Raw genomic sequence first — 19276 nt, forward strand, 5'->3', positions numbered from 1 at the left:
GCCCTCTGAAGTGGGCTGGGTATTGTTGTTTACGAGACTGCCGATCCGGCGCCATATGCCGGCTATATTCCTGCACCTGAGCATAGTTGTCGCGGGTTTAGTAGCGAATTGATGTCCCTGCCGATGGCTGGAAGCTGACACAGGATCGAGGTTTTTGATGACTTGAGGGTGATTGGGGTCAAAAAATACTCACGTGAAATAACAAATCACGGCGTTTTTAACATTCATATTGGGTTAACGAGCTGATTCGTTAGCGGATTAAAAGAAAACAAATATCCGTATCTGTACTAGGCTTGAAGTCATGTCAGCTACCAATGGAGGCGGTCATGCCCACCTCAACCCCAGCCCTCACCCCACGCGAACAACTCGACGCCCCCGAAGCCGGTCGCGTCGCACTGAAGTTTTTCTTCAACCTCATGGAGCGATGGGGCTGCAATGCCGATCAGCAACGCACGTTGCTCGGTGGAGTCGGCAACACCACGTTCTACAAGTACAAACACCTGCCGCCGAACGTGCGCCTGCCCCACGACACCCTCGAGCGCATCTCCTATCTGATGGGGATTCACAAGGCGTTGAGCATCATCTTCAGCAACAGCCGTGAGCGCGCTTATACATGGGTCAGTAGTCCAAACACCGCCGCGCCTTTCAATGGTCGAACCGCGCTGGATTACATGCTGGCCGGGCGCGTTGTGGACATTGCCGATGTACGGCGCTACCTCGACGGAGTGCGCGGTTGAACGCGCCAGCGCTGGCCGATCCGCAGTGGCCGCGGGCTTACCGGATCGTCAACAGTAGCTTCCCGCCGATTGCGTTGTTCGAAGACGTACTCGATCCCGAAGACCTGGAAATCGCCTACGCCATCGAGGCACTGACCAATGATCGCCTGATCGAAAAGGCCGGCGTGCTTGCCCGAGTGCGCCCGGAAGATCGACTTTCCGGCCCCGGCTCGACCCCGGTCATGGCTGCGTTCACCCACATCGGCAAACGCAGCCGCTTCTGTGACGGCACCTTCGGCGTCTACTACGCCGCCAGCAGCCAGGCCGCCGCCATCGCCGAAACCTGTTATCACCAGGAGCGTTTTCTCGCCGCGACGCAGGAAGCGGATCTTGAGTTGACCATGCGCACTTACGTCAATCGGGTGGTTAAACCGCTGCACGATATCCGCCACGATTACCCGGACCTGCACAACCCGGATCCCGACGCTTACAGCCCGTCCCAGGCATTCGCCCGGCAACTGCGTGAGGCCCAATCCTGGGGTCTGCTCTACAACAGCGTGCGCTTACCCGGCCACGAATGCGTCGCGGCGCTCCGCCCGCCGACGGTGTCGATACCGAAGCAGGGCAAGCATCTGCGTTATGTGTGGAGTGCGAGCCAGCGCAGGATTTCGTTTGTGTTTGAGGTCAGTCAGGTTTGAAACGCAAAAAGCCCTCGCATCAACGAGGGCTTCATGCGGGTGATTTACATCAACGGCTTGTCCGGCGGCGCATCCATCACTTTCACTACATCATCGATCAACGCCTTGCTTAACTCCTGCAAATACTGCGAGGCATAAGCGTGAAGGTCAGGGTCGCGAGAGACTGTGGAGTCAGCGGTCAGTAGCTTGGAGATGTGAAGCAAATGTGAGGCGTGCGAGAGAGCAGCTATTACTGGAACACCACGATTGGTGCGGAACAGCGCTTGATTGGCCTGGAAGGAAAAGTGCGTGAGGCCTGGGGTTTTCAGATCGAGGTAGTTGGTCATTTCGCTTCACCTGCCGTAAGGAAGTGTCGTGAGGTGACCGTTGCTGCAGTTCGGTGAATTGCTGATGGATCAATGGCATTCATTTGTGAACTCCCTGTATCAAATGAGAGCCGCCATTTTCGTTCTCAGGCGAAAGGGTGGCAGCTATGCGCAGGCTGAGAAACCGGAGATACAGGAACCCGGCAGACCCGGAGGTCTCCCACGCACAGCCGCCATTACACTTGGATGCGGGCACAAAAAAGCGCCGGCAATCGTGATTTGGGGCGCTGGTGCGCCTGTATCTTACGCGGGTTCTCAGGCCCGGTCGCTGAATTGGCAGCGACGAATTGAACGGTAGCTTGAGGAAGAGCCGATGCACAATCATGGCCCGTAGTGGCTTTGCTTGGCTTCTCGTTACAACAAATTTCGCAGGATGTCGCGCTATGCGTTTTGTCGGTCATGACTTGTCCTTAGCCTTTTCTAAGCAACAAAACAAGGAGATCAGCGATGGTCGATGAACTGGAGCAATTCCAGCAGGATTTACTGGAGTCTATACGTCAGATGAAGGCCGGTGAGGCCGCGCGCGTAACGCAGATGCTGCTTTCTGCGGCGGAGGAACAAAGCGTCGAGGCATCAAGCACTCTTGGACTGGGAAACCGGGTTGCCATTGACTCCGCCGGTTCAGTGAGCTGAGAAACGCTGCTCATGCGATTACACTTTTTATGGGCACGCCATAATTATTGCCAGCTCATAATTTGGCATAAAAGCGGAAATTCGGCGTTTTGGGTAAAAGCCGTGCTTTGTGGGAAAAGGGCGTATGGCGTTTAGATCGACGTGCGCGGAGGAGAGGCGCTATTTCTACTGAAGCTGAAACGCGGCTAAAAATATAAAAACCTCAGAAACAACGAAGCCCCTGCATTTCTGCAGGGGCTTCGTTTTGTATGGTGCCGGCACCAGGAGTCGAACCCGGGAACTACTGATTACAAGCCGTTTGCTCTGAGGCTTCGTACCGCTTCATCGAATATCACAAGTTTTGCTCTGTCTAGTGTTTACATGGCCTGTAGCCAATTTGGTGTCTTTCTATGTTTCACCTGTTAGCGTACCTTTGCATGAGAAACGGGGAACGGATGGGGAAAACGGGGAAAGAATGGCTAAGCGTACGCGAATGACCGAGATGGAAGCCTATGCGGTAAAGACTCGTCAGTCGGAGCCGGTCGGCTCTCGTGGAAAGGGGACTTTGCTGCTCGAGCGTAAAGCTTCCGGAGCGATTCAGGCCTATTACCGTGAACGCACCTCAGATAGCGACAAGCGGCTGCCTCTCGGGACGCTAGCGAAGAAGCCGCGTGTGGGTACAGACGAGCAAAGCTTGGATGGCATTCGCGCGCAGGCGATGCGCATTTCAGTTGAGGTTGCAATCGCGGGCGGTATAGCGAAGTACTTGGAGACCATATCTGAACAGCAGGCCGCGGCTGCGGCTAGTCGAGAAGCTGCAGCTGCATTAGAGGAAGCGGACCGGCTCGAGCGTCTACGCCTGGCGGAAATTGAGGCGTCCCGCGGAAGCTTTCACGATCTGTTTCAGGACTACATTGAATCGCGTCGGATCAAGGCAACACCAGGCGTCGTGAAGGAGTTAGAGCGTCTTCTAAAGACCAACATGCAGGAGCCTCACCCGGAGGTGATGAGGATGAAGGCTCGGGATATTAGGGCTGATCATATCCTCACCATCCTCAATCCGATTTGGGAGCGTGGCTCCAAAGTGCAGGCGGATCGTATGCGTTCGTTCTTGGTTGCGGCATTCAATCATGGGCTCACGGCGGAGAGTGTGGTCGGCCGCTCCAATGCAAAAATTTATAGTCTCGAAATCAACCCAGCAGCGATGGTGAAGGTCGATAAAGTCTCGGCTCCTGTCGAACGTGCATTATCAGACGCTGAGCTGAAGCGATTCTGGGATACGGTTGAGAGCACGGCCGGTATCGGTCCGGTTATGGGGCTGCTATTTAAATTTGTCATATCGACTGGCGGCCAGCGTATCAAGAATCTGATCGAAACCACCTGGGCGGACTATGATTTGGATGCTGGCACGGTGCTATTGATTCACCGCAAGGGAAGAGGGGGGCAGACCATGAGTCGGCCGCACCTAGTCCCGCTATCTGACCGTGCCATCACCATCATGCGCCAAGTGCGGGAAATTAATGGTGACCATCCATGGCCTTGGACGACACATGGTAAACAGCCCTTCGTAATTAGCAGTCCTACTCATGCCGTAGCAGACTGGCTTGATTCCAAGCATTCCCTAATCGATGGTGTGAAGATCCCTGCATTCTCTCCAAGGGACCTGCGCCGGACCTGCACACAGCTTATGCAAAAGCACGGTGTTGACGATCGGTTGTCGGATCTCCTTCAGGCTCATGGCCAGACAGGTGTTGTATCTCGGCACTACCGAAACAATCCTGAAGCGGCGCTGCCAGAGAAGCGTCGAGCTATCGAGCTATTCGACCAAGCATTGGCTAAAGCGTTAGGAGAATCCAAGGACGTTGGGAATGTACTTTCGATCTCGCGTCGGAAAAAGAAATCCAACTCAATGTCCTGATGGCTCGACGGCTGCAAGCCTTTAGGCGGGATCAGCAGCCTAAGCCATCGTCAAAAGCGGCAGCTCAACGTCCGAATCCGCGCCTGTGAAGCTATAGGACACCACCGTCAGTCCTCCGCCCATTCCCCAGAATACGCAGGGTGCAGCGATTTTCCGTTCCACAACTCTGGCTTAAAAGGCGCAGAAACTACGTATAAGTAGGAATAACAGCAAATAAGCGCAAATAAACAGGGAAACTGTTCATAACAGAGCTAAGTACACTTTAAGTGTAAGTTTCCACTTTGAGTGGAAGTCCAGGCCGCGCACTTCAGTGTCACCATCTATCAAGGTCGCGACACGTTTTCGTAATTCTCAAAACGTGTCGCGGCTGGTTGAACATTAGCGAAACCATGTATAAAAATTCTCAGCTACGAAAGGCGCATGATTCGTGCTAGGGACTATTGAGGGCCTCATCAGTCCCTCCTTAGTCCCTCTGAAACCCGCAGCCCTAGGGCGTTTCGCTGTATTCCGACGAACGGTTCGTGGGTGGGGAGGTGGGGGTTCCAAGGTGTGTGTGGGTATGTGTGGGTACAGGTGAGACCGTCTGGGACAGTAAGTAAGGCTCTGAAAATGTCCGGGGATAACTATTGCGTACAGGAGATCGTAAATAATCTTCTTGGTTTTTTTATTCAGTGCGCTTTAGAATCTGCTGCATAACCCAGCAACGTGCTTTGACCATATGAAACAACTGGTTGACGTTTGCTGTTGGGATCGCTGCCAGTTGGAATCGCAGACAAAGAAAAGCCCCTGGTGGTCGAAGACCAGGGGCTCATTCGGGAAAGGACGTTGGAGCGTCCTCTGCATACCAGCTAGGCCAGCACACAACCCCGAGGGGGAGAAGCATTTGAGACGGCTTCTGGATGTACGAATAGGCACATGTGCCTATTCGTACACGGGCGGACTGTATTACCGATAATGGTAATACGCAATACTGGTGTATTAGCCAGTGGCGTATTTTCCGACGGCGCGCACTCTGATTCTGTTGCAGGATCTGGTGGGCTCAGTACGACTCGATCCCCTCGGTATTCCATCATTGATTGGAGTTACCGCAAATGGCACAAACCGCCACCCGCATTAGCGATGTACCAAACCTGCCCATCCCCGGGACACGCGCTACCGCCGCGCAGCTCTGCGCCAAGTACCAAGTCAGCCGCGCTACCTGGTGGCGCTGGTCCAAGACTCCCGGCTTTCCAGCACCCATCCGCTTCGGCCGCTCCGTCCGCTGGGAACCCGAGTCTGTGGAATCCTTTCTGCTCAGTCAGGAGGCTTAACCCATGATGACCAATCAACTCTGCGCTGGCGCGGGGACGGGTTCGCTTGGCCTGGAAAAAGCGGCTGTATCCCTTCCTGTACCCTTAAACGCATTGGTGCCCAATCGTTTTCTCGTTTGCCGCTCTCAATTCGTCGTTGCCGAAGTTAACGCTGACGATGGGGTGGCCTGACATGGAAAAGATCCTTCCTTCCGAGATGAGTTGCTCAGCGCAAACCAATAACGACACCAGTGGTAGCGCCCAGCGCATGCGCCTTTTGGCGTATCTGAGCCAGCATGGCTCGATCAATACCTTCCAAGCCATCGCACTATTGAACATTCTGCGACCGGGAGCGCGCATTGCTGAGTTGCGTGCGCAGGGGCATGGCATCGTTACCCACCTGAGTACGCTGAAAGATGACCACGGTCGCGATCACCAGAAGGTTGCAACCTATTACCTGAGCGCTGGCCCGGTGCAGAAGGTGGCGTCATGACGGCGAAGATCTTCAAAACTACGGGAGAGGGTAGTACGGGAAATCCCCGCATTATCCTCGCTGCGTATCAGGGTGAACTTCGCGTCGACAGCCGCGTGCTGGCCGACCAGTTGGACAACAAACACAAGAACTCTATCGCGCTGATCGAGCGCTATCTGATTAAGTTTAAGGAGTTCGGCTTGCTGGCGTTTCAAACGGAGGCAAGACCGGTGGGCCAGCATGGCGGTGGAGATATTAGGTTCGCCCTGCTCAATGAGGATCAAGCATTCTTCCTGCTGTCGCTGTCCCGCAACACGGACCGCGTCGTGGAACTGAAAGCGAGCCTCATCGTGGCTTTTCGTGAAGCCCGATATGGGCACGCCTCTCAGACACTTATAGCGCGCAGGAACGAAGCCAGCATCAGTGGTCGCCGGCTGGCGCACTGGCGCTATGACAAACCAGGCGTGTACGCCCACGTCGCCCATCTGAGAGAACAGCTGAAGCTGCCGATCGACGTGGAGGACTTGCGCCCATGAACGCCTTGCTCATTATCGGGGATGAACAGTCGATAAGTTTTCTTGCCAGCAGTCGCACCCGTAGGTATGGTTTGTCTGTCGCTGCAAATTCAGCGACCGGGCGTAGGAACCCGAGAAGCAAAAGGCGCAACAGCGCCCAGATCACTTCTGCAGGCGTTTTTTTTCGCTTGCAGTTCCGTGTTATGGCGGCTGTGTGCGGGCAGGCTTCGGCCTGGCCGGGCTCCTTTTGCCCCGGTATTCCTACCCCGCGCACAGCTGCCACCCAATCCCGTAGGAAGGATCGTGGCAGCTCCTCGTTAGCAGAAGGAGCTTTACAGATGCCGGCCCTCATTCCGTCCGCAATTCGCGCCCTTGCTCACCGCCGTATGGCCCTGAGTGCTCTCCGCGCAAACTCGTCCCTCTCCGTTCGACTCGCTCGCTACAACGCTCACATGACCATAGTCCGCAGATTGGAAACCTCAGGGGGCGTGCAATGAGCCAGCCAATCGCTCGCCTCGCCGACGAAGCCCTTGAGCTGCTGCGCGCCACACACGAACGCATCAGCAATATGCGGGTGTTGTTCAACGCGATCACAAAGGACCTGAAGTACGGCAAGTCGCACGATATCGAAGAGCTGGCCAGCCTTGGCAGCTTCCTCGGGTACGACTGGGCGAACTATGTCGACAGCGAAGTCGAACAGATGCAGAAGGCGCTGGATGCCGCGGAGGTGGCCGAATGAGCGCCTCTATCCGATCACGGGAGCACCTTAGCTTCACGAAGCGCGATCCTGAAGGGCGACTGATCAACTGGCCTCGGAACAATCCCGGCGTAGCAGCTGACTGGCAGAAGGGTATCGAGTTCTTCGAAGGCGAAGTATTCGAGCTAGCCGCCCACGATGAAACCGAAGCGTTCAACGCTATTCAATTTGCCATTGCCGGAATGGGTGGGCGCACCACCAATCTTGAAATCGGATTTATAGATCGCGTGGCACGTGCTGCGGTGCTTGGTTTGCGCGTGATTCGCGGCGGCGCAGCACGGTTCGAACCCAAAGACTTCGAAGAGATTTAAAACATGAAAATTCAAAACGGCGCATCAGCGTCGACGGGATCGGCTTGCCTGAAGAAAGCCACCGAACTGTTTTACGTCACGCATCCGAAGGTGCCCAAGGCATTGCTGGGACCGTTTTTGACCGAGGCCGACGCTGAGTGCGGGCGCGTTGTTATGCGCAGTACTGACGCTCAGGTGACGGCCCGCCTGGTTGACTCAATCGACGACATCACCCACTGGCACGGTGTGAACAACGGTCAAGTTTGCCGGGCCTTTGCTGGTGTTGATCACCGGGAGGTCAGCCATGGGTGACGTGACCCCAATCAATCGCAAGAGAAGTGGCGGCCCACCCGCTGCTGGCGCTCATATCGACAGCGCCAGCTATGTGCTGCTGGTGGAGACGCTGGTCGGCTTCCTGGAACTGCGCATCTCGGAAGGCGACCAAGGCCGCCAGTGCGATGAGCTGGAGCGCCTGACGCAGAAACTGGAGAACTTGGCCAAGCGTTTTACCCCGCCGAAGGGGGCCGCATGACAGACGCAACGATCCTATTCCGTGATGCGCTACAGGCCGTCTATGGCCCTCTCGACTGGCTTCCCTTGGCCGACGGCACCATTCACCGGTTCCACGTACCAAGCGACAAGGCCGGCTCCTTAAATGGCTGGTACACGTTGTTTGCTGACGGTATCGCGTCCGGAGCATTCGGCAGTTGGAAGGCCGGCGGCGCCAGCACCTGGTGTAGTCGCGAACCGGTGGACGCCCGCGAAGCGGCTCATATCCGTGAGCGCATAGACCAAGCCCGGCGCCAGCGCGAAGCCGAGCAACACCGGCGCCAGCAGCAGGCCGCCGAGAGAGCTAATCACTGGTGGCGCAATGCGTGCCGAGCCTCACCGGACCACCCTTACTTGGTCGCCAAGGCGGTTCGCTCCTACGGCCTACGCCAGCGTGGTGCTGACCTGCTGATCCCGCTGTACCTGGATGGGCACTTGGTCAACCTGCAACGAATTGCTCCGGACGGCAGCAAGCGCTTCCTGTTCGGCGGTCGGATCAAGGGCACCTATTCGCCGCTGGGCATCATCGAGCCCGGTTCTGTGCTTTGCATCTGCGAAGGGTGGGCGACGGCCGCCAGCCTCCACCAGCACGGCGGCTATGTCGTTGCTGCTGCTATGAACGCGGGAAACTTGCTCCCGGCGGCGACGGCCCTTCGTGCTCGCTACCCGGACCAGCCAATCGTAATCGCCGGAGACGACGACCGGCTCACCGATGGCAACCCGGGGCGCGCAGCGGCAAACGCAGCGGCGGCAGCCGTGGGTGGTCAAGTGGCTTTTCCTGAGTGGCCGGAAGGCGCCCCCGATGACCTCACCGACTTCAACGACCTCGCCAACTGGAAGCTAGCCCATGTCCAAGCCTGACACCAACGTGATCAACCTTCGGCCGGACGCCGCGACCATAGCTCCAGATCGCCCCTGCTGGGCGGTGTATGAGCATTGGGTGATCAACGAGAAAGGCCGCAAGCTGCGCCCCGGCGTTTACTGGCACAGCTTCAAACGCAGCGCCGCCGATCAAGATGACGCCGAGGGCGATACCGGCGACCGGCCTATCACTGATGAGTGGATCTCCAGCCCCGTCACCGTCGTAGCCCGCACCACCAACAGTGACGATGGTAGCGAAGGCCGTTTGCTGCGCCTGGTTACAGAGGGCGGTATCAAGGAATGGATCATTGCCATGGAAGTGTTCGGCGGTAGCGGCGAGGACGCCCGGCGCGCCTTGTTCGGCATGGGCGTTATTATCGCCCTCAAGAAACGCGGCACGTTTATGGAGTACCTGCTCGACCAGCATCCTGCAGAAGTGTTTGCCACCACCAGCCGGCCGGGTTGGCACGAATCGGGAGCGTTCGTGCTGCCCGGGCGGACGATCGGCAGTGACAAAGTGCGATACCAAGCCAGCAACAAGGCTCAGGTTCTTTTCAGCCGCCGCGGTGAGCTGGCGCTTTGGCAATCGGAGGTGGCCGCGAAGTGCGCCGGCAACCCGGTACTGACGCTGGCAATCGGCTGTTCGCTGGCCGGGCCGCTGCTAAGCCTGGTCGGCGTGTTGGGCGGTGGTGTTCACCTGGTGGGCGACAGCTCGAGCGGCAAGTCGCTGGCGCAGTTGATCGGCTCGTCGGTGTGGGGTGACCCTGGCGTGTTCGCCGCCAGTTGGGACATGACCAAGGGCGGCCTGGAGATCGAGGCGTCGAGCCGTAACGACACCATCTTGCCCCTGGACGAGATCAAGCGCGCAGACCCCAAGCGCGTTCAGGAAATGGCCTACTCCCTCGCCAACGGCCAGGGCAAAGGCACCATGACCCGGGAGCGTGAAGGTCGCGCCAAATTGAGCTGGCGCTTGCTGACGCTCTCAAGCGGCGAGCGCTCACTCTCCGAGCACGCTGCCATATCCGGCAACGCTGCCCACGCTGGCGCCGAGTTGCGCATGGTCGACGTGAACGCCGGCACCCGCACGCATCGGGCCTTTGATGAGTTGCACGGCCTGGAGGGCGCGGACTTTCACCGCCAGCTCACCGTGGCGGTCGGCGCCCACCACGGCCACCTCGGACCAGCGTTCGTCGAGAAGCTGCTCGCCAGCGACGACCAAGCCGGGCTACTCGAAGACTTCGCCCGCGTGCGCGCCAGCTTCGTCGAAGACAACGCCCAGGCCGGCCGAGTGGCTGACCGTTTCGCGGTGATCGCGCTGGCGGGCGAGATGGCCACCGCCTACGGCCTGCTGCCCTGGGAGCCGGGCACCGCCCTCGCCGACTGCCGTTTGCTGTATGGCGAATGGCTCAGCCGGGTCGGTAGCGGCAATGCCGAAGACCGCCAGATCCTGGCCGGTATCCTCGACTTTATCGATCGCCACGGCAGCAGCCGCTTTTCCGATGTCGACGACACGACCCCCGACACCAAGGTATTCAACCGGGCCGGCTATTGGGAGCTCGTGGGCAACAACCGTCTGTATCTGTTCAACAAGCCAGCTCTAATCGAGGCCGCCCACGGCTACGGCCTGTCTCGCATCATCAAAGCGCTGGAGGCCGCGAATGTTCTCGCCCGCCGCGACAGCGAACGCAAAACCAAAAACTACCGCCTCCCGGGTGGTGGCCAAGCTCGCCTGTACGTGGTTGATCCAGAGGTAATGGATCGCGAAGGGGGTGGCGCATGAACGGGCCCCAAACAGCACTTGCCCGGATTGCCCGAGTTCTCAGGAACCTAGAATCACTGGCAACAGTGGCAACACCGGCAACGGCCTTGTGGGGCGGGGCTTGCAGCCGTTGCCAGCCTATAAAAAAAGTGGCAACAACTGGCAACACACACCTCATTTTCAACATAAGGAAGCGGTTCAAACCATCCGTTTGGTTATCACTGTTGCCGGTAAAAAACTGCTGGCAACGAAATGGCAGCATCGGAAACGTCTGGAGGCCGCGGTTTACGGGGCTGTTGCCATCGTTGCCGCTGTTGCCGGTGTTTTTGAAATCACAGGAACATTGGATTACGAACAATCGGGGTGAGGTGGAGGTATGAGCCTCCTTTCCGCCCTGCTCGATCACATGCCCACAACCATCGCGGGCACCAAGAAGCCGGATTTGACGAGCCGTGTTCCAGAGCCCCCGTGCCTGGTACTGGCCAACCGCATCGAGCGGCCGGCGCTGCTCTACAGCAGCCCGAACGCCAGTGCCGCCACAGCCACACCTGAGTGGCGCCGCGCCCGCGACCAATACCTCAACCACATCATGGTTTGTCGATCCTGCTACGCGCCTGCCGGCCGTCATTGCATGGCTGGCGCTCACCTGCGCGCAAGCTACGACAACACACCTATGGAGGCTCGCCCATGAGCACCAGTCTCGTTATCACCCTGGTGGACATCGCCAAGAAACCAGGCGTCAGCATGAGCACCAGCTTGATCACCACGCGGCGGATCTGCCGCATCTTCGGAGAGCGGGTTGATTCGATCCGTGTCGAGCGTCAGTCCATGCGCCGTAAGGCACGGAAGCTGCGCCAGTACCTGCCATTCACCGCCGGCGCCATCGCCGAGATTGAACAAGCTGCTGCTACTCACCGCGGCGTGGAGTGGCAGGACCTGCGCACGGTGCTTGCCGGCTTCGGTCGCTCGCTGGTGCTGGACACCGAAGGGCTGGCCAAGGGGCTTGGCTTCGATCGGCTGTGCGACTTGCTGGCCATCAACACCGTGGAACGGGAGACGGCGCGCAAGGATGGCTTGGCCAGCCTAGCCGATCTGGTGTTCACCTACGCGCTCGAGGAAAGCGCCGCCCGCCGAGGCCAAGACTGGAACGATGGGCCTCTATTCAACGCCTGCCAGCTCGCCACAGCCCAATTCATCAGGGAGTGCCCGGCGCACCTACTGCCCGATCCGTTCTCGCCTGGTGCTCCGTTCGGTCCGAGGCTCCCACCCACTCTGAGCATCGTCGGCAAGTAGAAACCCAATTACGCGACACGTTTTGCGAATCACGAAAACGTGTCGCGACACGGAGCAACACAACCGGGCATCAGCCCATCAATCGCGCCAAGGCGCCGAAGGAGGCAACACATGGCACACCACATACGCTTCGCCGAAGCGTGCAAGGACACAGATTTCACCACTGCCCTCGGCACGATAGGCGGGTACATCGTCTGGACGGTAGAGCACGTGCGAGACGGCCAGCGGGTCGAGATTGAGGGGCCGTTCTTCACCGAGGAAGAGGCCAGGATTTCCGCCGAACTGATGCGCATCGAATACCGGGGAGCCCGGGCGTACAAATCGACTCACTGTTCGGCCTGGAATCCAGACGTGAAACGCGAGATCGCGATTCGAAACGACGCAATGGCCGCCCGCATGATCCTTGCCGGCCAGCTCGGAATGGAAATCCCCAAACACAGCGCCCAAGGCGCACAGGAGTAAGACATGGCAATGACCACCAATTTCGGCAACAAAACTTTGATCCTGCTCGGAGGTAGCGCTGGGAAACTCTTTGGTCGGGAACACCTGTACGAGCTCTCCACGGGGGACGTTCGCGAAGCGGTGAAGGCCGTCGACGTAAATCACCCTGGCTTTGTGAAGTACCTGGCTAACGCCAAGAGCAAAGGCTTGGAGTTCGCCGTTTTCCGTAATCGGAGAAACATTGGCGAGCGCGACTTGAAGCTGGGTGGGGCGCAGGAGATTCGAATTGTTCCTGTAATAGCTGGTAGCAAGCGCGCCGGCGTTCTGCAGACAGTGATCGGAGTTGCGCTTATCGTCATAGCGTCGTTCATGACCGCTGGCGCTGCGGCGACTGCGGTCATGGGTGCAGGGATTGGCACAGCTGCCGGCGGCGTTATCCAGATGCTCAGCCCACAGGCTGCTGGACTAAAGCAAAGCGCCGGGCCAGAGAACTCTCCGTCCTACGCCTTCGGCAGCGCCAAGAACACTACGGCAAGCGGTAACCCGGTCCCGATTTGCATCGGACATCGTCGATGGGGTGGGATGATCATCTCGGCTTCGATCTACGCTGAAGACAAGGCGTAACGCGGTTATTGGGCTTTTAGCGAGCGCATGTTAGCGTCACGGCTTTATCAGTTACGGATGACGCCACCATGCGCTTTCTTGAAGCCGCAGCTCTCGCCACTTCGACCCTTATTTTGGCTGGATGCTACTCACCAAGCGACCTCGTTGAAAAGGGGCCGGCGCTATCAGCATCCTCCAGCAAGACACCTAAAAACTACGCTCTATGTGTCTTCCCTCAATGGCAGGAGTATCGACCAGACGCCACTATGTCCGAAACAGAAACGGGCTATCGGATCATCAGCGGTAACGACATGAACACCAATGAGATCCTGAGCATCAAAAAAACCGCCTCGGGTAGCTCGGTAAAATTTTACCAACGCGCGTACCTCGACTTCGGTTCAGGCAAAGAAAGCGCCTTGCGATCGACCAAAGCGTGCCTCTGAACAATTCGCTGGCTGACGCGAGCCTTGGGGCGTTGTAATTGGCGTCATACTCGTCGCGCACCGTTTTCTAAGTGGTAACCAATCAAGGAAGTTGAAAATGACTGAACGAAGCGTTCAGCTACACCAGAGCGCGAGCTCTGAAACTGCGAACTTTGATCGATTCGTCCTCGGTGCCTCCATGGCAGCCTGCGCCTACCTTGCGCAGACCATGCCCTTCGGCCCCATTGGCACAAATGTCTCCACGATGTACCTGGCAACTCTCCTCATCATGGGGCTGAGCGCGGTATTCGGGTTCCTCCGGATTGAGGCGACAATCTCAACCATGAATGCCAACTCAAGCTATTTGCACAAGATCGAAATGGGTGAATTGAACGACCTCTCAATGCGTCACATGGCGCGACAAGCGGTTGATAAGGTGGCCGGCAGAACCAAAACGATGTATGTGCTGCGAAATCGTACGATGCTGATTTCATTCTTCCTCTACGTCGCCACAAAGGTATATGCCACATACCCGTCTTAAGATCCTGATCTGTTAATTATTACAACAGATATCGCTGTTGCTTTTACGCCTACCAACGAGTTCAGCATGAATAAAGAGACACATGTATCGGTTCGGCTAACACTTTTCAAACATAGCAAGGGGACATTCCTTGCTGCGTTGGATGATGCCGAAATTTCGCACGGCCCCATCCATATGTTTTCCACAAACCCTCAAGGTTCGGGACTGGTGGAGGCAATCACTGCCCTATCAGACGCGATGCCTTGGAATGCTATAGCGAAGGTTGTTGTTGCGTGGATTGAGGCAAGAAAAAGCCGAGAAGTAATCATTCATACAGGAACCGGTCTGTCGATCCATGCGAAAGGTTGCTCGCCTGCCGAGGTTCAAAAGCTCCTACAACAATCGACGAATGTGATCGTCATAGATACAAAGCCTGTCGATGAGCCTTAGAGCCTAAAAACACTCACTGAGATGTTCAGATCGCATCGAAGCCCTGGCGATGCGCCACCACTCGACACTGCGTTCCAAGCGGTTATTCTCCGTGCTCGAAAATGCCATGCGCCACCCGGCGAGTTGGTTTTCAGGATGAAAAGATTCCAGGAATCAAGGAATGAGTGGATACGTCCCCAACCCACCGAAGGGTTACCGCAACAGCGGCACCGAGCCCGTCGATATTCACGCCCAACGCTGGGCTGAATACAAAGACCTCCCGACGAAGAGCGAAACGAAACCTGCCAGCAAAGGCTGTGTCTTCGCCAAAAGCTGCGATCTTGCAGATGGTGTGATCGATCACAAAAAGCCTGCCGGATTTATCCCCGTCGAGAGTCTGGCCAACTACGGAGAGTTCTCCCTCCTCGGCGGTCGCGAGACTGATGCCGCGGGAAATATCCCACTGAAAAAAATCAGTGGTAGTGCCTTACCCGCCGCTCTGGGAACTCTCTTATTGAGTGGTGCTGGCGCCGCGGCTGCCTCTTGTGGCGGGCTGTGTACGGCTGGAGCTGCTGGGGGCGCAAGTGTTGCGACCGGCTCTGCTGCAACGGGGGTTGCTGGTGGTACAGGAGTTCTTACCGCCGGTGTGGCCGCTGGTACATTGGCGGGAATAGTCGCTCTGTTGTGGCCGTCGAACCTTGGTGATAGCTCCCTCTACACGGAAGGTCAGCTTCAGTCGCTGGAGAAGGCCCGTACTCGCGTCCGCCTCCATGTTGAGGAGCAGGCCGACGGAACACTGAAGGGGTACGGGTACAACACCCAGAAGCGCAGTGACTGGGAAATGATTCCTGTCGTGCAATTTGTCCAGCAAGGATCGCAGCAGGTTGCTGACTTCGGCGACGGCGTAACCCTCATCTGGACGCCGGCGGTTGATCCCTCGAGCACCTCTGGTATCCCGCCATTAGAGGGCGCACCTCAAGCGCCGCAGATCTGGATTTACCCGCCTACCGAACAGGCCGACAGCATCATTGTAAGCCCGATCTACCCCGACCAATACAAAGATTTCATCCTCGTATTCCCGGCTGATTCAGGTGTGCAGCCGCTGTACATTGTGATGAATGTTCGTCTCAACCCAGGCACCGTTACTGGGCAGGGAACAGACGTGACAGGTATCTGGCTCGCCGGCGCCAGCGTCGGTCTAGGGTCGCCCGTGCCGACGCGAATCGCAGATCAGCTAAGGGGAAAGAGCTTCAGCAGCTTCGATGCTTTCAGAAAGGCATTCTGGATGGCGGTCGGGAGCGATTCGGAGCTCGCCAGTCAATTCAACGACAGCAATAAAGCCCGAATGCTTGAAGGTATGGCGCCTCGCGCCCGGGCGATTGATACCGTGGGCAAGCGCCGATCCTTTGAGCTTCACCACGGGATTCCTGTTTCTGAGGGTGGCGAGGTTTACGACGTCGACAACCTCAGCGCCATGACACCCAAACACCATATTGATACACACCGGAGCTCGAAATGATCGCACTCAAAAGCAGCCTTTCCGAATACGCGGAGAGCGAGTTTCTCGCACTGATCAAAGAAATCTGCAGCGCCGCTGGCACCGAAGATTATCAGGACGAGTTGCTGGAAAACTTCATCGAAGTAACTGGTAACGCTGCCGCCTCTGACTGGATTTATTACCCAGAAAACGGCGAGGACGACTCGCCTGAAGGCATTCTGCAAACAGTGAAGGATTGGCGAGCGGCGCAGGGTTTGCCAGGGTTCAAAACCGCGTAACAACTCGCCACGTCGGGGAGGTCACACAGCCGTTGAGACCGGTATCCGCGGTTTGGCTAGATCCGGCGTGGATACCTTGGGTGGTGAGCATCCCCATCGAAGCCTCGCGGGCCTGCCGGTATGGTGCCTACCTCCGCTCGGGGTCAGGTTTGGGACTGCTCCTCTTCGAGAATATGAGCCTCGAGGTTGTGAAGCGTATACGAGAGATCTCCAGCAGGGTCGTATAGCTCGCGAACCCATTTATCACTCGTTGGATTCGCATTCACGGCGAGCCTGAAGTTAGCCGACGCGGAACGGAGCCCGGGCCCAAAGTACATTTCTTCCAAACGGGTTTGTGCTTGTTTTCGCCGGGACATGGTTCCGTGCTTAGCAGCGGTTTTTATTTCTTCCTTGATCGACTTCAGCCGAGATTGAAGGGAGGCAGTCTCATTTGGGGAGAAGGACTTTCCAGCGCCTCCCTCCCGCATGAGTGTCTCCAACTGATCGTGTAAACGGCGAATCTCGTCAGCCATTTTCCGAGCTTCAACAAGGTCTATTGTTTCTGTGGGCATGCGTCGCTTCCTGCTTGGATTGAAAATTACCAATAGCGGCATTCCTAACCGACTTCAAGCAGCGCGCAACAGATCGGCCGGTATCCACCATTTGTTAGCGAAAGTTAGTCCGCGCGGCATCAGCCACAGGGCAAGTTCGCGCCACGCGTCCAGCCAGTGACCATTCGCGGTGACCATCAGTAGTGACCACTCCCACCGGTCACCGACGCATTCAACGCTGATTGTGAAAACAACCCCATGAATGAGCCTTCGCGCACGCCTTCACGCACGATCCTCACGCACCCAAAGGCCCGCGAAATCCCTGTGGGAGCGAGATTCCCAACGCTGGTACGCAGCCTGGTACGCACGATCAGTACGCACCCTGACCCTGCCAGCAAACCCCTCGGTGGAGGGTGCCGAGCAAAGCTAAATTCCCGTCAAACTCAGCTTTTTGATGTTGACTGACGCTTCATGAAGCCGAGCTGCAACGAGTGCCAGGTAATTGTTAAATCTGGCCCTGTCGCCGGGAGAGACGCTGGCGATCACTGCTTCGTCCACAACGCCCACGCCTCGTAGAGTGGCCTGCAAATTGGCAATCCAGTTACTCATGAAACCGTCATAAAGGCTCGGTACCGCGTCGAACACCGATTTGATAGCTCCAGCGATAGCGGTGTCGTTGAGGCTATTCACAACCTGGTGAGCAAAGGTATTTCTTGCATCACGCAGACTATGTAGGAGCGTCAGCATTTCCAACGAAATCAAACCCAGGGAAAACGCTAGGTCTATCTTTGCCGCGTATTGGAATCTGAGCTTTCCCTTGCGAGCGCCAGGTAAACTAATGAGTCGCGCTTTGATCATCTCATCCAAAATGCCGTCTGTTATCACTCCGCTCAGCAGAACCGCACCTCGATCATTCTCTTCAGAAAGCAGCTCAAAGGTTTTTTTGTAGACTTGCCCGACGTTAGCACCCGCGAACATGCGTACCCTCCTTACAGTCATGGTTTAACAGATGGCCTCACGAGGCCGCTAAGCCTGCGAGCCACCATCACTATGGCATGCACACTCGTCAGTTCGCAGCGATGGTTCGCACCTGGTTCGCAACCACTGTTGCGCGCGAACCGCCCACCCACGCTGATCTTTCGCGACCAAGTCGTAAAACTGGATGCGGCTGGGACGTCCCTATTATCAAAAGCCATGACGGGCGATGTAAGGTTTTCACTGAGGTTTCCACCGAAACGCAGGCATTTAACCTGGCAACCTGCAAGCGACCGGCATATTTTCTAGGCGATCGGTATAGGCGTTTACCCCCACTGGGGAAACACCCATGATTGGCTATCGAAATCTTCAGTGAGACCAGCATGCCCAGCATCGTTTGGGGTCGACATCCCCAGGAGGCATACGACAACCCTTACGAGCATGAAGCCCAGCGGCAGTTCCTCAGGGAATGCGATGCCCTGCTTCGTGAAATCATCAAACGCCTCAGGCCGCACACGCTGAAATACCATCGCGACGAGCAATCTCTGCAGAAGGCGACTTGGCTGATTACCATGGACTTGCTGGCGTCACTCCTCGACTGCGTCGTCTTGCTGAAGGAGATGCGCCACAGGCCAGTTGCGCGAGTCTTCCGCGACGCAGTTGAAGCGATCGACGTGATGCGCTTTCTGCACGCGAATTCCCCGAAAGCAGTATCTGCGCTGAAGAAGTGGTACCAAAACGACACGATTTCTCACGGCGAAATCCGGAAACTGATCGAAGCGCAGGACGGATTAGAAGCAGCCACTGAGCGCAGAGTTTTTTACCAGCAACTGTCGAAGTTCACCCATCGCACGTATCGAGCACTTCTCCACAGCGTGTCACTCGGCCAGGACGATCTCATGGTTCACGACAGTCATGGCTCGGGCCACCTTGTTCTGCCGCAGACCATCGCTGCTTATATGGCCGTTTTGGGAGACATAACGATCCAGGCTAGCGGAAGCGTCAGCTCTACCAGACTTCTCTCTACCGATGAGGTGGTGGAAGCGTGGGGTGCGGCTCTGGAGGTTCACACCGTTCCTCGGCGCTTCGCAATGCAAGTGAAACCTGGCTCACCTCTTTGACCACACTTTGACGGAATGTGAGACAGGCATGAGACGAAACCCACGCCGGGCGGCCGTCTGAGGCTTATCCCGCGCGGGGGCCATCAAAGAAGCGGGCTTGGCCGTCTCATAGACCTGACAGACCCCAGACGAATTCTGGACAGGCTCTGGACGGTTTAAGCGGCGGTAAGGTTGGCTGACTCCGTCCGGGAGCCACTGTGGGCGCGGGCAGGAGCAGGTCGGGCAGCAGACTGGATAGCGACCACGTCCAGAAAATGGGAACGCCCACGACGGTGATTTGTGAGGCTGGCGAGTCATGAAGACACCGGGAAAAGCAAACCCGAATCCTTGACCACCCTTGACGGAGCCTTGACGGAATTTTTGAC

General features: G+C 57.1%; 26 protein-coding genes and 1 pseudogene. 24 read left to right on the forward strand and 3 right to left on the reverse strand.

Going from position 1 to position 19276, the window contains the following annotated elements; genetic code table 11:
* The first annotated feature begins 326 nt into the window (after nucleotides 1-326).
* On the forward strand, nucleotides 327-737 hold the full coding sequence (locus tag ACA069_RS01435) for an MbcA/ParS/Xre antitoxin family protein (RefSeq protein WP_187678907.1): 411 nt from the start codon (nucleotides 327-329) through the stop codon (nucleotides 735-737).
* Nucleotides 734-1414: an RES family NAD+ phosphorylase gene (locus tag ACA069_RS01440; protein WP_497616002.1), complete on the forward strand. Its 681-nt coding sequence runs from the start codon at nucleotides 734-736 to the stop codon at nucleotides 1412-1414. Before ACA069_RS01435 ends, ACA069_RS01440 begins: the two co-directional genes overlap by 4 nt.
* A 44-nt stretch (nucleotides 1415-1458) precedes the next feature.
* Here ACA069_RS01440 and ACA069_RS01445 read toward each other — a convergent pair whose 3' ends face one another.
* Nucleotides 1459-1740, reverse strand: coding sequence for a DUF3077 domain-containing protein (locus tag ACA069_RS01445; RefSeq protein ID WP_250606395.1), 282 nt, complete (start codon nucleotides 1738-1740; stop codon nucleotides 1459-1461).
* A 486-nt stretch (nucleotides 1741-2226) separates the two neighbouring features.
* Between ACA069_RS01445 and ACA069_RS01450 the strand changes: the two are divergent.
* The 21 genes and pseudogenes from ACA069_RS01450 to ACA069_RS01550 all read left to right on the forward strand — a co-directional run.
* Nucleotides 2227-2337 (forward strand): annotated as a pseudogene (locus ACA069_RS01450) (helix-turn-helix domain-containing protein); the annotation flags it as partial.
* Nucleotides 2338-2884: 547 nt separating this feature from the next.
* Entirely contained in the window at nucleotides 2885-4309 is a 1425-nt protein-coding gene (locus tag ACA069_RS01455; protein ID WP_497616004.1) for a tyrosine-type recombinase/integrase, read from the forward strand.
* A gap of 1313 nt (nucleotides 4310-5622) precedes the next feature.
* Nucleotides 5623-5790, forward strand: a complete 168-nt coding sequence (locus tag ACA069_RS01460) for a hypothetical protein (RefSeq protein WP_497616006.1) — start codon at nucleotides 5623-5625, stop codon at nucleotides 5788-5790.
* A gap of 1 nt (nucleotide 5791) precedes the next feature.
* The gene (locus ACA069_RS01465) at nucleotides 5792-6091 is read left to right on the forward strand and encodes a helix-turn-helix domain-containing protein (RefSeq protein WP_244142430.1); all 300 of its coding nucleotides are present in this window, start codon (nucleotides 5792-5794) and stop codon (nucleotides 6089-6091) included.
* Entirely contained in the window at nucleotides 6088-6606 is a 519-nt protein-coding gene (locus ACA069_RS01470) for a Rha family transcriptional regulator (protein WP_497616007.1), read from the forward strand. The genes ACA069_RS01465 and ACA069_RS01470 overlap by 4 nt, the downstream gene beginning before the upstream one ends.
* A gap of 472 nt (nucleotides 6607-7078) precedes the next feature.
* Complete coding sequence (locus ACA069_RS01475; protein WP_497616009.1) at nucleotides 7079-7324, forward strand: hypothetical protein; 246 nt, start codon at nucleotides 7079-7081, stop codon at nucleotides 7322-7324.
* Nucleotides 7321-7653 (forward strand): hypothetical protein, encoded by a 333-nt coding sequence (locus ACA069_RS01480; RefSeq protein ID WP_497616011.1) that lies wholly within the window; start codon nucleotides 7321-7323, stop codon nucleotides 7651-7653. Before ACA069_RS01475 ends, ACA069_RS01480 begins: the two co-directional genes overlap by 4 nt.
* Nucleotides 7654-7656: 3 nt before the next feature.
* Nucleotides 7657-7944: a hypothetical protein gene (locus tag ACA069_RS01485; protein ID WP_497616013.1), complete on the forward strand. Its 288-nt coding sequence runs from the start codon at nucleotides 7657-7659 to the stop codon at nucleotides 7942-7944.
* Nucleotides 7937-8164 (forward strand): hypothetical protein, encoded by a 228-nt coding sequence (locus ACA069_RS01490; RefSeq protein WP_497616015.1) that lies wholly within the window; start codon nucleotides 7937-7939, stop codon nucleotides 8162-8164. Before ACA069_RS01485 ends, ACA069_RS01490 begins: the two co-directional genes overlap by 8 nt.
* Nucleotides 8161-9042, forward strand: coding sequence for a toprim domain-containing protein (locus ACA069_RS01495; RefSeq protein WP_497616016.1), 882 nt, complete (start codon nucleotides 8161-8163; stop codon nucleotides 9040-9042). The genes ACA069_RS01490 and ACA069_RS01495 overlap by 4 nt, the downstream gene beginning before the upstream one ends.
* Nucleotides 9029-10822, forward strand: coding sequence for a DUF927 domain-containing protein (locus tag ACA069_RS01500; RefSeq protein ID WP_497616017.1), 1794 nt, complete (start codon nucleotides 9029-9031; stop codon nucleotides 10820-10822). The genes ACA069_RS01495 and ACA069_RS01500 overlap by 14 nt, the downstream gene beginning before the upstream one ends.
* A gap of 100 nt (nucleotides 10823-10922) precedes the next feature.
* The gene (locus tag ACA069_RS01505) at nucleotides 10923-11168 is read left to right on the forward strand and encodes a hypothetical protein (RefSeq protein WP_497616018.1); all 246 of its coding nucleotides are present in this window, start codon (nucleotides 10923-10925) and stop codon (nucleotides 11166-11168) included.
* Between the two features lie 9 nt (nucleotides 11169-11177).
* Nucleotides 11178-11492: a hypothetical protein gene (locus ACA069_RS01510; protein WP_497616019.1), complete on the forward strand. Its 315-nt coding sequence runs from the start codon at nucleotides 11178-11180 to the stop codon at nucleotides 11490-11492.
* Entirely contained in the window at nucleotides 11489-12094 is a 606-nt protein-coding gene (locus tag ACA069_RS01515) for a hypothetical protein (protein ID WP_497616020.1), read from the forward strand. The genes ACA069_RS01510 and ACA069_RS01515 overlap by 4 nt, the downstream gene beginning before the upstream one ends.
* Before the next feature lie 111 nt (nucleotides 12095-12205).
* Nucleotides 12206-12556, forward strand: coding sequence for a hypothetical protein (locus ACA069_RS01520; RefSeq protein WP_497616022.1), 351 nt, complete (start codon nucleotides 12206-12208; stop codon nucleotides 12554-12556).
* A gap of 3 nt (nucleotides 12557-12559) precedes the next feature.
* A complete protein-coding gene (locus tag ACA069_RS01525) occupies nucleotides 12560-13159 on the forward strand; it encodes a tail assembly protein (RefSeq protein ID WP_497616024.1) in 600 nt (199 codons plus the stop codon).
* 68 nt (nucleotides 13160-13227) lie between these two features.
* Entirely contained in the window at nucleotides 13228-13581 is a 354-nt protein-coding gene (locus ACA069_RS01530) for a hypothetical protein (protein WP_320329469.1), read from the forward strand.
* 97 nt (nucleotides 13582-13678) lie between these two features.
* Nucleotides 13679-14101 (forward strand): hypothetical protein, encoded by a 423-nt coding sequence (locus tag ACA069_RS01535; RefSeq protein ID WP_497616025.1) that lies wholly within the window; start codon nucleotides 13679-13681, stop codon nucleotides 14099-14101.
* Nucleotides 14102-14167: 66 nt separating this feature from the next.
* Nucleotides 14168-14530, forward strand: a complete 363-nt coding sequence (locus ACA069_RS01540; protein WP_497616027.1) for a hypothetical protein — start codon at nucleotides 14168-14170, stop codon at nucleotides 14528-14530.
* 160 nt (nucleotides 14531-14690) lie between these two features.
* Entirely contained in the window at nucleotides 14691-16028 is a 1338-nt protein-coding gene (locus tag ACA069_RS01545; RefSeq protein WP_497616029.1) for a pyocin-S2/colicin E7-DNase domain-containing protein, read from the forward strand.
* Nucleotides 16025-16285, forward strand: a complete 261-nt coding sequence (locus tag ACA069_RS01550; RefSeq protein WP_497616031.1) for a bacteriocin immunity protein — start codon at nucleotides 16025-16027, stop codon at nucleotides 16283-16285. Before ACA069_RS01545 ends, ACA069_RS01550 begins: the two co-directional genes overlap by 4 nt.
* Nucleotides 16286-16428: 143 nt before the next feature.
* On the opposite strand, the gene ACA069_RS01555 is transcribed toward ACA069_RS01550, so the two are convergent.
* A complete protein-coding gene (locus ACA069_RS01555) occupies nucleotides 16429-16836 on the reverse strand; it encodes a hypothetical protein (protein WP_497616033.1) in 408 nt (135 codons plus the stop codon).
* A gap of 405 nt (nucleotides 16837-17241) precedes the next feature.
* Nucleotides 17242-17793 carry a hypothetical protein gene (locus tag ACA069_RS01560; protein ID WP_497616034.1) on the reverse strand — a complete coding sequence of 184 codons (552 nt, stop codon included), beginning with the start codon at nucleotides 17791-17793 and terminating at the stop codon, nucleotides 17242-17244.
* 380 nt (nucleotides 17794-18173) lie between these two features.
* Between ACA069_RS01560 and ACA069_RS01565 the strand changes: the two genes are divergently transcribed.
* Nucleotides 18174-18911 (forward strand): hypothetical protein, encoded by a 738-nt coding sequence (locus ACA069_RS01565; protein WP_497616036.1) that lies wholly within the window; start codon nucleotides 18174-18176, stop codon nucleotides 18909-18911.
* Nucleotides 18912-19276 lie beyond the last annotated feature (365 nt).

The organism is Pseudomonas sp. LBUM1652, from assembly GCF_059716105.1.

What these genes read in the sequence shown, in the direction of transcription:
- ACA069_RS01545 (WP_497616029.1), top strand. Translation starts at nt 14,691, where the DNA reads ATGAGTGGATACGTCCCCAACCCACCGAAGGGTTACCGCAACAGCGGC.
- ACA069_RS01475 (WP_497616009.1), top strand. Translation starts at nt 7,079, where the DNA reads ATGAGCCAGCCAATCGCTCGCCTCGCCGACGAAGCCCTTGAGCTGCTG.
- ACA069_RS01480 (WP_497616011.1), top strand. Translation starts at nt 7,321, where the DNA reads ATGAGCGCCTCTATCCGATCACGGGAGCACCTTAGCTTCACGAAGCGC.
- ACA069_RS01515 (WP_497616020.1), top strand. Translation starts at nt 11,489, where the DNA reads ATGAGCACCAGTCTCGTTATCACCCTGGTGGACATCGCCAAGAAACCA.
- ACA069_RS01460 (WP_497616006.1), top strand. Translation starts at nt 5,623, where the DNA reads ATGATGACCAATCAACTCTGCGCTGGCGCGGGGACGGGTTCGCTTGGC.
- ACA069_RS01565 (WP_497616036.1), top strand. Translation starts at nt 18,174, where the DNA reads ATGCCCAGCATCGTTTGGGGTCGACATCCCCAGGAGGCATACGACAAC.
- ACA069_RS01470 (WP_497616007.1), top strand. Translation starts at nt 6,088, where the DNA reads ATGACGGCGAAGATCTTCAAAACTACGGGAGAGGGTAGTACGGGAAAT.
- ACA069_RS01485 (WP_497616013.1), top strand. Translation starts at nt 7,657, where the DNA reads ATGAAAATTCAAAACGGCGCATCAGCGTCGACGGGATCGGCTTGCCTG.
- ACA069_RS01550 (WP_497616031.1), top strand. Translation starts at nt 16,025, where the DNA reads ATGATCGCACTCAAAAGCAGCCTTTCCGAATACGCGGAGAGCGAGTTT.
- ACA069_RS01465 (WP_244142430.1), top strand. Translation starts at nt 5,792, where the DNA reads ATGGAAAAGATCCTTCCTTCCGAGATGAGTTGCTCAGCGCAAACCAAT.
- ACA069_RS01495 (WP_497616016.1), top strand. Translation starts at nt 8,161, where the DNA reads ATGACAGACGCAACGATCCTATTCCGTGATGCGCTACAGGCCGTCTAT.
- ACA069_RS01490 (WP_497616015.1), top strand. Translation starts at nt 7,937, where the DNA reads ATGGGTGACGTGACCCCAATCAATCGCAAGAGAAGTGGCGGCCCACCC.
- ACA069_RS01530 (WP_320329469.1), top strand. Translation starts at nt 13,228, where the DNA reads ATGCGCTTTCTTGAAGCCGCAGCTCTCGCCACTTCGACCCTTATTTTG.
- ACA069_RS01520 (WP_497616022.1), top strand. Translation starts at nt 12,206, where the DNA reads ATGGCACACCACATACGCTTCGCCGAAGCGTGCAAGGACACAGATTTC.
- ACA069_RS01525 (WP_497616024.1), top strand. Translation starts at nt 12,560, where the DNA reads ATGGCAATGACCACCAATTTCGGCAACAAAACTTTGATCCTGCTCGGA.
- ACA069_RS01500 (WP_497616017.1), top strand. Translation starts at nt 9,029, where the DNA reads ATGTCCAAGCCTGACACCAACGTGATCAACCTTCGGCCGGACGCCGCG.
- ACA069_RS01540 (WP_497616027.1), top strand. Translation starts at nt 14,168, where the DNA reads ATGAATAAAGAGACACATGTATCGGTTCGGCTAACACTTTTCAAACAT.
- ACA069_RS01510 (WP_497616019.1), top strand. Translation starts at nt 11,178, where the DNA reads ATGAGCCTCCTTTCCGCCCTGCTCGATCACATGCCCACAACCATCGCG.
- ACA069_RS01555 (WP_497616033.1), bottom strand. Translation starts at nt 16,836, where the DNA reads ATGCCCACAGAAACAATAGACCTTGTTGAAGCTCGGAAAATGGCTGAC.
- ACA069_RS01455 (WP_497616004.1), top strand. Translation starts at nt 2,885, where the DNA reads ATGACCGAGATGGAAGCCTATGCGGTAAAGACTCGTCAGTCGGAGCCG.
- ACA069_RS01445 (WP_250606395.1), bottom strand. Translation starts at nt 1,740, where the DNA reads ATGACCAACTACCTCGATCTGAAAACCCCAGGCCTCACGCACTTTTCC.
- ACA069_RS01560 (WP_497616034.1), bottom strand. Translation starts at nt 17,793, where the DNA reads ATGTTCGCGGGTGCTAACGTCGGGCAAGTCTACAAAAAAACCTTTGAG.
- ACA069_RS01435 (WP_187678907.1), top strand. Translation starts at nt 327, where the DNA reads ATGCCCACCTCAACCCCAGCCCTCACCCCACGCGAACAACTCGACGCC.
- ACA069_RS01535 (WP_497616025.1), top strand. Translation starts at nt 13,679, where the DNA reads ATGACTGAACGAAGCGTTCAGCTACACCAGAGCGCGAGCTCTGAAACT.